Here is a 12,091-nt window from a genome sequence, read left to right as displayed (position 1 = left end):
AAACCTGCGTACCCCTGCCGGGAGTCGAACCTGGGACCTCCGGATTCGTAATCCGGCGCTCTGTCCAGCTGAGCTACAGGGGTGTGGCAGCCGATCCGGGTATCGATCCCGGTCCTCCGCCTTGAAGGGGCGGTGACCTAGCCAGCAGTCGCATCGGCCTTGTCTTGGTGTGTCGGTGGTGGGGGACGGAGTCGAACCGTCAAAGCCGCTGTAGGGCGTCCGGGTTACAGCCGGGTGGGCTCACCTGTGCCCAGTCCCACCGTGCTCGCCGCGGCCGGCGAGCGTGTTTCTGCTCCGCTGTGTAGTTGACAAAGACCAGGTAGTCGAGAAAGAACACGCGCCAACAAAATGAGCGCAGCACATCAACGAAATGGATATCCCACCAATTGTGGGTGCACGAAATAGAGAAAGCCGCCCGAATCGGTTTCCCGATGGGCGGCTCCCGGTCATGACGTCGACGACGTCACGGTGGGGAGCCCCCGATGCTCAGCAGCCGCGCTTCAGGCAGCATCGAGCTGCTGAGCCGCTCTTGCGGCATGCGCGGCGCGGCTGATCGAAGCGCATCCGACGAGCACAGCGCATCGCGCAGATCGCCCGGATAACGGCGCTGCGACCCTCGCTTCTCCATGCTCGCCACGATGGCTCCTTCTGAGTTTCTGTACTGGTTCCGATGAGCTCTTGCGTTCAGCTCCATCACATAATCGCGAACCCGCACCCGGGTGTCAATCTTTATTACCGGACCGATTTCACCGTCCGAGCGCCGCTTCCACGAACTGCCGGAGCACCGGCCCGTTCGCGCTCGGCAGGAACGCCAGCGCGACGGGGATCGCCGGCGCACCGACGATCGGGAGGAACCGCACCGTGGGGTGGATGTTGCGCCGCACCGCGACCTGGGGCACCACTCCCGCGCCCCGCGGCGACGCTCTCGATCCACTCGTCGAAGTTGGCCGTCTCGACGACGGTCTGCGGCCGCTGCCCCTCGGGCCAGGACCACGGGCCCGTGGTGCCGTTGACGACGTTGACCACCAGCGGCCAGTTCGGCACGTCGCCCCACGCCAGCTCCGCCCGGCCGGCGAGCGGGAACGTCTCCGCGAACACGGCGACCCGGTCCTCGTCGAACAGCTGCACGACCTGCAGCCGCGACGAACGCACCTGCCCGCGTACGAGCGCGACGTCCACCTTCTCCTGCTGCACCGCCGCGAGCGGGTCGTCGATGCGCACGAGGTCGACCGAACTGCCGGTGGCGTGTTCGAACCGCGCCACGGTCTCTTGCGCCCATGGCGTGGGCAGCAGCCAGCTGAACCCCAGCTTCACGGTGCCCCGGCGCCGCGCCGCGCTGACGCCTCGGTCGAGCTCCGCCAGCACGCGCTGGGTGTGCTCCAGGAACGCGCGGCCCGCTTCCGTCAGCTCCACGTGCCGCGACGAGCGGTCCAGCAGGGTGACGCGCAGCAGCTCCTCGAGCTGGCGCACCGTCCGGCTGAGCGCGGGCTGGGTGATGACGAGCTCCTGGGCCGCGTGCGTGAACGAAGCCAGCCGGGCCACCGACGCGAACCCGCGCAGGTGCCGGATTTCGATGCCGGCCGGTGTGCCCTCAACCATGCCCGCAGAGCATAGCCGCGGCCGGACGGGCATTTCCCAACGCGGCCGCGGGTGCCTAGCGTGGAGCCGAAGGGGTTCACGCGGCGAAGAGAGAAGGCGTTCGACATGCATGGCTCGCTGTCCGGGCTCGGGGTGACCTCGCCGGTCCTGGCGGCGCCGATGGCGGGCGGGGGTACCACGCCCGCCCTGGTGGCCGCGGCGGCGAGCGCCGGGAGCCTCGGCTTCGTCGCCGGCGGATACAAGACGGCCGAAGCCCTCGCCGAGCAGATCGCGCAGGTCCGCGCGCTGGGCATCCCGTTCGGGGTCAACCTGTTCGCCCCCAACCCGGTGCCCGTCGACCCGGACGCCTATCGCCGCTACGCCCGCGCGCTGCGGCCCGACGCCGACCGCTACGGCCTCGACCTCCCGAAGGCGATCACCGAGGACGACGACCACTGGGAGGCCAAGCTCGACCTCCTGCTGGCCGGCCCCGTCCCGCTGGTCAGCTTCACCTTCGGGCTGCCGGACGCGTCGGTCTTCGCCCGGCTTCGCCGCGCGGGCACGCTGGTCGCGCAGACCGTGACCTCCGCCGACGAGGCCCGGCCGGCCGCCGACGCCGGTGCGGATCTCCTGCTCGTACAGGCCGCGGCCGCGGGCGGGCACTCGGGCACGCTCACGCCCGACCGCGTCCCGCCGGCGGTCCCGCTGCCGCGGCTCCTCGGCGAGGTCGGGGCCGCCGTGTCGCTGCCCCTGGTCGGCGCCGGCGGGCTCGCCACTCCCGAGGCCGTGGCCGAAGCCTTGACCGCCGGTGCCACCGCCGTGGCCGTCGGCACCGTGCTGCTGCGGTCCGACGAGAGTGGCGCGTCGAAGCCCCACCGCGAAGCGCTGGCCGACCCGGCCCGCCGGGAGACTGTCGTCACGCGCGCGTTCACCGGCCGCCCGGCGCGGGGCCTGCGCAACACGTTCACCGACGACCACTCGTCCGAAGCTCCCGCCGGGTACCCGGCCCTGCACCACCTGACCAGCGCGCTGCGCAAGGCGGCCGTGCGGGCCGGCGACCCCGAGCGCGTCAACCTGTGGGCCGGCACCGGCTACCGGCACGCCACCGCCGAAACCGCGGCCGACATCCTCACGCGGCTCTCCCCCCGGCTCTAACCCACCCGTCAACCGGACGGGTGAGCTCGGCGACAGGTCGCCGGCCGCCGGAACGGGTACCCCACCAAGGCAACCCCCGATCGACCAGAGGAGAACGAGAACCATGGCACGAGTCCTGTTCGTCATGACGGGCGCCGACCACTGGACGCTCAACGACGGAACTCGGCATCCGACCGGGTACTGGGCCGAGGAGTTCGCCGCCCCGTACGCCGCGCTCAAGGACGCGGGCCACACGATCGTGGTGGCGACCCCGGGCGGCGTGGTGCCGACCGTGGACCAGGGCAGCCTGAACCCGGACATGGCCGGCGGTGCGGAAGAGGCCGCGAAGCTCGCGCAGGTCCTCGAGTCCGCCGGCGAACTGCGCGAGCCGATCGTGCTCACGGACGTGAACCTGTCGGACTACGACGCCGTCTACTACCCCGGCGGCCACGGTCCGATGGAGGATCTCTCCCACGACGCCGACTCCGGTGCCCTGCTCAACGCCGCGCTCGCATCGGGCAAGCCGCTCGCCGTGGTGTGCCACGCGCCCGCCGCGCTGCTGGCGACGCGCGACGAGCGGGGCGAGTCACCGTTCGCCGGCTACCGCGTCACCGGGTTCACCAACGACGAGGAGAACGCGGTCGGCCTGGGCCCGAAGGCGAAGTGGCTTCTGGAGGACGAGCTGGGCAAGCTCGGCGTCGCGTTCGAGCGCGGGCCGGACTGGCAGCCGTACACGGTCGTCGATCGCACCCTCTACACGGGACAGAACCCCGCCTCGGCCGCGCCGCTGGCCCAGGAACTCCTCAAAGCCCTGAAGTAGGCCCGATCGCCGGCGGGGTGCGCGGCTACGCGGGCTCCGCCGGCGGCTGCGCGAGCGAGAGGCTGTTTCCGTCCGGGTCGAGGACCACGACGTGGCGCACGCCGTTGGCGTAGGTCTCGACGGGTTCGTGTGTGATGCCGTGCGTGGCGAGGCGGGTGAAGATCTCGTCGAGATCGGTGACGCCGATGGTGACCACCGCCCGGCCCACACGCTCGGCGCGCCTCCCGCGCGTCGACCACGAGCCACGCGGCTTCGCCCAGCTGCCACAGGTGCTCCTCGCCGATGACCTCGTCGGCGGGCCGGCCCAGGAACGCGATGAACCACTCCAGGGCCCGGGGCAGGTCGCTCACGCACATGATCGTGTACAGCTCCACGGAACCACTCCTCTCGACGGCTGGCAGAGGGATAGACCACCGCCGCGAAAACTCATCGGTCCCGCGGGTCGCCCTCGGTCATCGCCCCGGCCACCTGATCGTGCACGGCCAGCACGCGGGCGTCGAGCTCCTCGACCGGCACGCCGACGTCACGCGCGAGCGCCTCGCGGAAGATGAGGTAACCCTTGTACGCCGCGACCATGAACACGTGCATCGCGATCGCGTCGCCGTCGGCGGGCAGGGCGCCGGTGGCCTGGTCGCGTTGGAGGGCGGCTCTCGTCTTCTCGATCTCGGGCAGGGCGTGGTAGTCCGGGTCGCCGTCGATCGCGAGCAGGGCCTCGACCAGCGTGGGTGCCGGGTTCGCGAGCGCGCTGCGGAACATCGCCTTGCGCCGGCCGAGGAACGACGCCTCCCAATGCCGTTTCGCGCCGACCGCCCATTCCCGGGCTCGATGGGCCACGGCCGCCCTCAGCAGCGATCGCCGGTCGCCGAAGTACTGGTAGATCTGGCCGCGGTTCACCCCGGAGCGGTCGGCGACCTCCTGCAGGTTCAGCCCGGCGAAGATCCCGTCGCGCTGAAGCAGATCAAAAGTCGCCTGGAGGAGGTCGGCCTCGGTGCGGGCCCGGTCGCGCCCGCGCCGGCTCGACGCCTGCCCGGCGGTGTCGTTCACATCATCTCCCGTGTGCGCTCTGCTCACCTGCCTCCGACCTCCCAGTCTAGTGATCGCTCACACGACACCCCGGCTCCGCAACGCGTCGAGCTCCGCGGTGGACAGGCCCAGCAGGCCGCCGAGCACCTCTTCGGTGTGCGCGCCCAACGTCGTGCCGGCCCAGCGGACGCTGCCGGGAGTCGCGCTCAGGTGCGGCAGCGGCGCGACCATCGGGACCTCGCCGAACTCCGCGTCGTCCACGGTGATCACGGAGCCACGGGACCGGCAGTGCGGGTCGTTCATCAGGTCGGCGACGCTCATGATCGGTGACGCCGGGATGTCGGCGTCGCTCAGCAGTTTCACCACCTCGTCGGCGGTCAGCCGTGAGACCCACTCGCTGATGAGCGGGTACAGCTCGTCCTGGTGGCGGATCCGGGCGGGGCGGTCGGCGAAGCGCGGGTCGTCGGCCAGCTCGGGCCGGTTCATCACGGCGGACAGGCGCCGGAACAACGAGTCGGTGCCCGCGTGCAGCGACACCCGGCGGTCGTCGGAGGTCACGAAGTCCGACGCCGGGACGATGGCCGGGTTCTTGTTGCCCAGCCGTTCCCGGACCTGGCGGTCGAGGCCGTAGGCGGTCACCGAGTCCTCACTGGACCGCAACGCCGCCTCGTACAGCGCCAGGTCGATGACCTGGCCCGAGCCCGAACCGTGATCGCGGTGGTACAGCGCGGACACGACCGAGAACGCCGCGAGGTAGGCGCTCATGTAGTCGATCACCGAGTATCCGCTGCGCACCGGCGGCCGCTCCGGCTCGCCCGTGGCGTAGGTCAGTCCACTGTAGGCACTCGCGATCCGGTCGAACGCACCGCGGTCGCGGTAGGGCCCGGTGAGCCCGAACCCCGTGAGGTACAGCAGGATCGCCCGCGGGTTGAGGGGCTGCAGGTGCTCGGGCAGCATGCGGTAACGCTCGAGCGTCGGCGGGCGGAAGTTCGTGACCACCACGTCGAAGTGCGGCACGAGCCGGTGGAACACGGCCTGCCCTTCGGACGTCCGGAGGTCGAGCGCCACGGACTTCTTGTTGCGCCCCTCCTGGAGCCAGCCCGGCGACCGCCCGCCGCCGCGGGTGAAGTCGCCGACCTTCGGGTCTTCGATCTTGACCACCTCGGCGCCGAAGTCGCCCAGGATCGTCGCCGAGACCGGTCCGGCGAGGACGGTCGCGGCGTCGAGGACCCGGACACCGGCCAGCGCGTCGCTCATCGTGTGGTTGTCCTCCGTGCTCGCGTCGGGATGCGGGGGTTCACTTGCCCTGCGCCGCGTCGATCACGAGCGACAGGTCGATCAGCTCTTCGGGCTTCACCGGGGAGTCGATCTGCAGCGTGTTCGGCACGGCCTGGTACATCTTCTGCAGGCTCGCCACCGATTCGGCGGGCACGTTGAAGTCGAACGGCACCGACGGCGCGATCCGCAGCGTGTCCACGGTCGTGCCGAGCTGCTGGGCCATCTTGGTCATCACGTCGGTGTCCTGGTGGTAGTCACCGGACAGGTGCGTGTTCACGGTCCGCTCCACCGCGCGGAAGAACGCGACGCCCGCGTCGCGGTGTTCGCCGAGCAGGTCGGTGGTCGCGAAGTAGCCGGCGATCTGCATGCTGTCCGGGTACCCGCCTTCGGCGTTGAACGCGGTGCCCGGCTTGATGCTCGCGGTGAACGGCGGGCCGAGAGTGGCACCGTCGATCGAGCCGTTGTTGAGCGCCTGGACCATCGCGGCGATGTCGCTGAACGGCGTCATCCGCACGTCGCCGGGCTTGAGGCCACCCTTGGTGATCAGGTCGTACAAGCCGTACTCCGACGGAGCCGCCAGGCCACCGGGGTTGACGCCGATGTTCTTGCCCTTCAACGAAGCCGGGTTGAAGTCGTTCGCCTTGCTGCCGTACTTGGTGCTCATGTAGACGCCACTGTCCGGCGAGGACGAAGCGACGCCGGAGACCCAGCGGATCGGGACGCCGTGGCGCAGCGCGTTGAAGACCAGTGCCTGCGCGCCGGCGTAGACGAGGTCGATCTTGTCCTGTCCCAGCAACGTGAGCAGGTTCGGCACGGTGTCGGTGACGAAGGTGACGTCGAGGTTCTCCTTGCCGAACTCGCCGTAGACCTGGGCGAGCAGCGCCGGCGCTTCGAGCTCCAGTTTGGACGGGATGCCGACCTTGAGCGAAGCCCGCTGCGCCAGCGGTTTCGGCGCGGGCGTGCCGGCCTTGCCCGACAGGCTCACGCCGGCCGGCAGCACGGACACCTGCTTGGCGTCGGTGGCCTGGTTCTGCTGCGACGACGGGGCACACGCGCTCGCGAACACCAGGCCGGCCGTGACGGCGGTGGCGCAGAGCGCCCGGGTGGTTCTGGACATGGCTCTCCTGAGGAAAACACGGGAAGGGGTGGGGGACGGGGAGGGACTCAGGACCGGCGCAGGCGCGGCCGCTGCTGGGGGACGGCGAACTTCAGCGCGAGGCTGACGAGGCCGGTGAAGGCCACGCCGATCACCCCGGCGATGATCACGCCGGCGTACATCGTCGCGGGGTCGAACACCTGGGAGCGCTGGAAGATCAGGTAGCCGAGGCCGCTGTCGCCCGACACCATCTCGATGCCGACGATCACGAGGATGCCGATGCCCGCGGTCAGCCGGATCGACGTCGCGATGGCGGGCAGCGCGGCGGGGAGGATCACGTGGCGCAGCAGCTGGGTGCGTTTCGCGCCGAGTACTTCCGCGGCGTCGCGGTAGCCCTGCTCGACCGACAGCACCGCGGCGGTGGAAGCGAGTACGACGATGAAGAACACGGACACGCCGACCAGGACGATCTGCGGCAGACCACCGAGGCCGAAGATGAGCAAGAACACGGGGAACAGCGCCAGCTTCGGCAGCGTGTACAACGCGACCAGCGTGTGTTCCAGCGCAGCCCGGGCGATCCACGACAGTCCGAGGAGGACACCGAGCGCCACGCCCGCGACGACGCCGATCCCGTAGCCGATCACGAGCTTGCGGACGGTGTCGACGATGGCGTCGGTCATCACGCCGTCCTGAATGGACTGCACGCCCGCCTGCCAGATCACGCTGGGGGCCGGGAAGAACCGGGTGTCGAGGATGCCCAACTGCGCGGTGAGCTCCCAGACCACGACGATCAGCACCGGGGTCGCCCAGGCCAGGGTGAGGGTCACGCCGCGGCGGCGCCGGGCGTGCCGCTGGGGCGCCAGCTCGGCGGGACCGGGCGTGCGCCGGACGAGCTCACGACCTCCGAGCTCCTCATGCGACGTCATGAGCGTGCTCACGTTCTTCCACCTCACCTTTCAGGAGCCGCCAGATGTGGTCTTCGAGGGCGCCGAACTCGGCCGCCGAACGCGCGGCGCGGGTGCGCGGCCGGGCGAACGGGACCTCGATGTCGTCGAGGATGCGCCCGGGGCGCGAGGACATGACGACGACGCGGTCGGCCAGCAACAGTGCCTCGTCGATGGCGTGGGTGACGAACAGGATGGTGCGCCGGTGTGCCTCCCACACCCGCAACAGCTCCTGTTGCAGGACCAGGCGCAGCTGCGCGTCGAGCGCGGCGAACGGCTCGTCCATCAGGAGGATCTCGGGATTCGCCACGAACGCCCGGGCCAGGGCCACGCGCTGGCGCATGCCGCCGGAAAGCGTGGCCGGGTAGGCGGATTCGAAGCCGGAGACGCCGGCGCGCTCGATCCAGTCGCGGGCCACCTCGTTCGCCCTCGGCCGCGAGACGCCCGCGATGTCGAGCGGGAGCCGCACGTTGGCGAGCACGGTCTTCCAGGGAAAGATGCCGTAGTCCTGGAAGACCATCGAGCACAGCGGCGAATCCGCGTCCGCACGGTCGATCACGATCTCGCCGGCCGAAGGCGCGGCCAGCCCTGCGACGATCCGCAGCAACGTCGACTTCCCGCAACCGGACGGGCCGACGATGGCGACGAACTGTCCTCTTTCGACGGTCAGGTCGACCGGGCCCAGTGCGTGGACCGCGTGGCCGCGGGAAACGAACGTCCGCTCGACGCCTGTCGCGCTGATCACGACGTCGGACATGCGGCCTCCTCTTGGTGGGTGTGGTCGAGGATCGTCGGAAAGGGTGCGCTCGCGAGCCACTCCCCCGCGGCCCGGTCGCCGTGCACGTGGTCGGCGAACGCCGTGGCGACCGCGGAGATCGCGGCCGCCGTCGGGCTGTTCGCGGTGGCGTGGTGTGGGATTCCGCCGAGCTGGTGATCGCCGTCGTGGACCACGGCGAGGTGCTTGAACCGCGAGCGCGCCCGGTCGTACGGCTCGCGGCGCCATTCGACGCCCTCGCCGCGGGCGCCGAAGTCACGCGTGCCCGTGACGACCAGCAGGGGCAGTTCGACCTCGTGCCAGGAGCCCGGCGTGAGCCCGCGGTCGCCGCTTCCCTGCGGTGACAACAAGATTCCGCCTGCGACGGCCGGGTGGGTGAAGGTCTTGTGGCCGGACAGGCGCGTGCCCAGGAGGAGCTGGGCAGTGTAGGCGCCGAACGAGTGCCCGGCGAGCAGTACGTGGTCGGGCCTCAGGTTCGGCTTGGCGGCGAGTGCGTCGAGCACCGCGTGCACCCGGTCGACCCGCGACAGCCAGTGTTCCGGGTCGAACAGCAGCGCGTGCATCCGTTGCTTGGCCACGGGATCCGCGGCCCAAGTTCGTTCGTCCACACCGGACAGGCCGAGCGCCGGACCCGCGAGCTCGAAGGCGTCGCGGAACTGCGGGTGCAGCACCGCGTAGCCGTGGGACGCGAGGTGGTGGCCGAGGCCCGCGTACCCGCGGTGGCTCCCGCCCAGTCCGTGACACAGGACGACGACCGGCTTTTCCCCGGCACCGTCCGGTTCTTGCGCGAAAACGGCGACCCGCTGCCCGTCCGCGGTCGCCCATTCGTCGACTTCGCTCGTGACGACCCGATGGCGTCCCGGCCGGGCCCACCGGGGGTCCGGGTGCTCGTTGCAGCCCACGCTGGCTCCTAACTAGCGACTTGTTAGTAACGTAATGCTAATTAGCGGACGTTGACAAGACTCGTCGCGGAAGTCACGGGGCGCGAGCACTCTCCGTGGCTGCGCAGTGAGCACCAGGACGAGAGCACCGACGGCTCCGCACCGTACTGAGCTGGGGTTTCGAACGACCACGGGCCGGGCATTCCGAAGCGAGGTGTCGAAAGGAAAACGCGATGAGCACCCCGGGCTGGCGAGAACCGACCCTCGCGACGCTGACCGACCGCCGGTTCTCCGACGAAGGCTGGATGTTCGAGCGCAAGCTCGACGGCGTGCGCGCGATCTGCGTGCGCGACGGCGGTACTCCGACGCTGTATTCGCGCAATCACAAGGTCATGGACAACGCCTACCCGGAGCTCGTCGAGGCGCTTGATCGGCAGGGCGGTCCGCGGTTCGTGGCGGACGGGGAGATCGTGGCCTTCGACGGGGACAACACCAGCTTCGCCGCGCTGCAGCCGCGTATCCACCTCACGGATCCCGCGCGGGCGAGGGCGACCGGCGTGCGCGTGTACTACTACCTGTTCGACCTGCTGCATTTCGACGGGCACGACGCCACGCCGTTGCCGCTGCGCGAACGCAAGACCCTCCTCGAAGACGCGTTCGAGTTCACGGATCCACTGCGGTTGTCGGCGCACCGCAACACCGACGGTGAGAAGTTCTTCGAGGAGGCCTGCCGGCGCGGCTGGGAGGGCGTGATCGCGAAGCGGGCCGACGCGCCGTACCACTCGGGGCGGTCGGCGGACTGGCTGAAGTTCAAGTGCGCCCACGGTCAGGAGCTCGTGGTCGGCGGGTTCACCGACCCGCAGGGCGCGCGACACGGCTTCGGCGCGCTGCTGCTGGGCTACTACGAAGGCCACGAGCTGCGTTATGCCGGCAAGGTCGGCACCGGGTTCGACGAAAAGCTGCTGGCGTCGTTGCACGATCAGCTGCGCGGGTTCGAGGCGGGCCGGTCGCCGTTCTCGGATGCTGTGCGCGAGCAGGGGACGCATTGGGTGCGGCCGGAGCTGGTGGCGCAGATCGGGTTCTCGGAGTGGACGCGCGACGGGCGGCTGCGGCACCCGCGGTTCCTGGGCCTGCGCGACGACAAGAAGCCGGCCGACGTGGTGCGGGAGAAGCCGTGATCGAAGTTTCCCATCCCGACAAGGTGTTCTACCCCGCGGACGGGATCACCAAGGGCGACGTCGTCGAGCACTACCGGGCGGTGGCCGATGTGATGCTGCCACACCTGCGCGGGCGGCCGCTGACGTTGCGCCGCTACCCCGACGGCATCGACGGCCAGGGCTGGTTCCAGAAGCACCCCGGCGAGCACTTCCCGGAGTGGCTGCACGTCGAACGCGTGCCGCGGCGCGGCGGGGGCTCCGACGAGTACGTGGTCTGCGATGACGCCGACTCCCTCGTCTACCTCGCCGGTCAGGGCACGGTGGAGTTCCACGTGTGGCTGTCCGCTGTGGACAACCCGGAGCAACCGGACCGGCTCGTGCTCGACCTCGACCCGCCGGACGGCACGCCCGTGGCGCGCCTGCGCGAGGTGGCGCGCAGGATCCGCGGCCACTACGAGAAGGCCGGCCTCACCGCGTTCGTGCAGGCGACCGGCGGCCGCGGCTTCCACGTCCTCGCCCCGCTCGACGCCCGCTCGGACACCGACGTCGTGCTCGAACTCGCCCGCGCGCTCGCCGATCGCGTGGCCGATGAGGACCCGGACCACCTCACCACGGCGCAGCGCAAGGACAGCCGCGGCGACCGGATCTTCCTCGACGCCAACCGCAACGGCTACGCCCAGACGTTCGTCGCGCCGTATTCCCTGCGCGCACGCCCCGGCGCGGCGGCCGCGACTCCGCTCGACTGGCGCGAGCTCGGCAAGGCGGACCCGGACGGCTGGCCGCCCGCGAAGCAGAAGCAACGTCTGGCGCGCAAGGCCGACCCGTGGCGAGATCTGGGGAAGCACGCGAGTTCCGCGGAGGCGGCGCTGGCTTCGCTGGGCTGACGCGCATCGCACCGGCGCCCGGCGGGCAGAACACCTGAGCGACGCCGGCACCAGGTGGACAGATCTCGCCGACCGCGCCGACACTGGTGTCATGGTCAGCCCACGGCCAGGCCCGATCCGGTGGCTGCGCTACGTCTACGGCGCGCGGCTGCCCGATGAGTACCGTCCGTGGGTGCTGCACGACGCGACCGCCCGGACCTGGGTGCTGCGGTTCGCGCTCCGCGTGTTCTTCGAGGCGCTGCCCTGGCTCACCGCCGGGTTCCTGCTGCTGGTGTTCCTCACGCCGCTGCCGGCGGGTCTGGTTCTGCTCGGGTTGCTGATGGCGCTGGTGCTGGGCCTGTTCCTCACCCTCGGCAGCGCCGACGAGCTCGCCGAAGTGCGTCTCGCCAGGCACGGCTTCCCCCCGAACACCGGCAAAGAAGTCCGGAAACGTCGCGGCGGTGCCGCAACCTGGCCGTGACGCCGTGGCAGGGCCCTGTCACGCCACCCCGCCCCGGCCTCTCTCCGGGACCCACGTGCCC

The 12,091-nt window shown here is 70.6% G+C and carries 14 protein-coding genes and 3 tRNA genes; 5 read left to right on the top strand and 12 right to left on the bottom strand.

What is annotated here, in order from left to right; translation table 11 throughout:
- Positions 1-9 precede the first annotated feature (9 nt).
- From AB0383_RS32395 to AB0383_RS32375, 5 genes are all read right to left on the bottom strand, one after another.
- Positions 10-83, bottom strand: a tRNA-Arg gene (locus tag AB0383_RS32395).
- A gap of 1 nt (position 84) precedes the next feature.
- Positions 85-159: transfer RNA gene (locus AB0383_RS32390), tRNA-Glu, on the bottom strand.
- 17 nt (positions 160-176) lie between these two features.
- Positions 177-261: transfer RNA gene (locus AB0383_RS32385), tRNA-Tyr, on the bottom strand.
- Positions 262-463: 202 nt separating this feature from the next.
- Positions 464-637: a hypothetical protein gene (locus AB0383_RS32380; protein ID WP_364184762.1), complete on the bottom strand. Its 174-nt coding sequence runs from the start codon at positions 635-637 to the stop codon at positions 464-466.
- A gap of 95 nt (positions 638-732) precedes the next feature.
- On the bottom strand, positions 733-1,599 hold the full coding sequence (locus tag AB0383_RS32375; protein WP_364184760.1) for a LysR family transcriptional regulator: 867 nt from the start codon (positions 1,597-1,599) through the stop codon (positions 733-735).
- Between the two features lie 60 nt (positions 1,600-1,659).
- Here AB0383_RS32375 and AB0383_RS32370 point away from each other — a divergent pair, with 60 nt between their 5' ends.
- Positions 1,660-2,733 (top strand): nitronate monooxygenase, encoded by a 1,074-nt coding sequence (locus AB0383_RS32370; protein WP_366189348.1) that lies wholly within the window; start codon positions 1,660-1,662, stop codon positions 2,731-2,733.
- Between the two features lie 103 nt (positions 2,734-2,836).
- Entirely contained in the window at positions 2,837-3,532 is a 696-nt protein-coding gene (locus AB0383_RS32365) for a type 1 glutamine amidotransferase domain-containing protein (protein ID WP_366189347.1), read from the top strand.
- Between the two features lie 25 nt (positions 3,533-3,557).
- Here the strand turns inward: AB0383_RS32365 and AB0383_RS32360 are convergent, their stop codons facing one another.
- The 7 genes from AB0383_RS32360 to AB0383_RS32330 form a co-directional block, all read right to left on the bottom strand.
- Positions 3,558-3,728 (bottom strand): VOC family protein, encoded by a 171-nt coding sequence (locus tag AB0383_RS32360; protein ID WP_366189346.1) that lies wholly within the window; start codon positions 3,726-3,728, stop codon positions 3,558-3,560.
- 230 nt (positions 3,729-3,958) lie between these two features.
- Positions 3,959-4,576, bottom strand: a complete 618-nt coding sequence (locus AB0383_RS32355; RefSeq protein WP_364184753.1) for a TetR/AcrR family transcriptional regulator — start codon at positions 4,574-4,576, stop codon at positions 3,959-3,961.
- Positions 4,577-4,633: 57 nt separating this feature from the next.
- Positions 4,634-5,812 (bottom strand): CoA transferase, encoded by a 1,179-nt coding sequence (locus AB0383_RS32350; protein WP_364184751.1) that lies wholly within the window; start codon positions 5,810-5,812, stop codon positions 4,634-4,636.
- Positions 5,813-5,852: 40 nt separating this feature from the next.
- Complete coding sequence (locus AB0383_RS32345) at positions 5,853-6,950, bottom strand: ABC transporter substrate-binding protein (protein ID WP_364184749.1); 1,098 nt, start codon at positions 6,948-6,950, stop codon at positions 5,853-5,855.
- 47 nt (positions 6,951-6,997) lie between these two features.
- A complete protein-coding gene (locus AB0383_RS32340) occupies positions 6,998-7,867 on the bottom strand; it encodes an ABC transporter permease (protein WP_364184747.1) in 870 nt (289 codons plus the stop codon).
- Positions 7,842-8,630, bottom strand: a complete 789-nt coding sequence (locus AB0383_RS32335; protein ID WP_220242138.1) for an ABC transporter ATP-binding protein — start codon at positions 8,628-8,630, stop codon at positions 7,842-7,844. The genes AB0383_RS32340 and AB0383_RS32335 overlap by 26 nt, the downstream gene beginning before the upstream one ends.
- Positions 8,615-9,550: a dienelactone hydrolase family protein gene (locus tag AB0383_RS32330; protein ID WP_364184745.1), complete on the bottom strand. Its 936-nt coding sequence runs from the start codon at positions 9,548-9,550 to the stop codon at positions 8,615-8,617. Before AB0383_RS32330 ends, AB0383_RS32335 begins: the two co-directional genes overlap by 16 nt.
- Positions 9,551-9,762: 212 nt before the next feature.
- Between AB0383_RS32330 and ligD (AB0383_RS32325) the strand changes: the two genes are divergently transcribed.
- The 3 genes from ligD (AB0383_RS32325) (at position 9,763) to AB0383_RS32315 (ending at position 12,030) form a co-directional block, all read left to right on the top strand.
- Positions 9,763-10,707, top strand: a complete 945-nt coding sequence (gene ligD, locus AB0383_RS32325) for a non-homologous end-joining DNA ligase (protein WP_364184743.1) — start codon at positions 9,763-9,765, stop codon at positions 10,705-10,707.
- A complete protein-coding gene (ligD, locus tag AB0383_RS32320; protein WP_364184868.1) occupies positions 10,707-11,570 on the top strand; it encodes a non-homologous end-joining DNA ligase in 864 nt (287 codons plus the stop codon). The genes ligD (AB0383_RS32325) and ligD (AB0383_RS32320) overlap by 1 nt, the downstream gene beginning before the upstream one ends.
- Before the next feature lie 91 nt (positions 11,571-11,661).
- A complete protein-coding gene (locus AB0383_RS32315; RefSeq protein WP_364184741.1) occupies positions 11,662-12,030 on the top strand; it encodes a DUF5313 family protein in 369 nt (122 codons plus the stop codon).
- Positions 12,031-12,091: the final 61 nt, after the last annotated feature.

The sequence above is a fragment of the Amycolatopsis sp. NPDC051373 genome, assembly GCF_040689465.1.
Classification (GTDB): domain Bacteria; phylum Actinomycetota; class Actinomycetes; order Mycobacteriales; family Pseudonocardiaceae; genus Amycolatopsis.
Note: the sequence above shows the minus strand (reverse complement) of the source record. Positions and strands in the feature narration are given on the sequence as shown.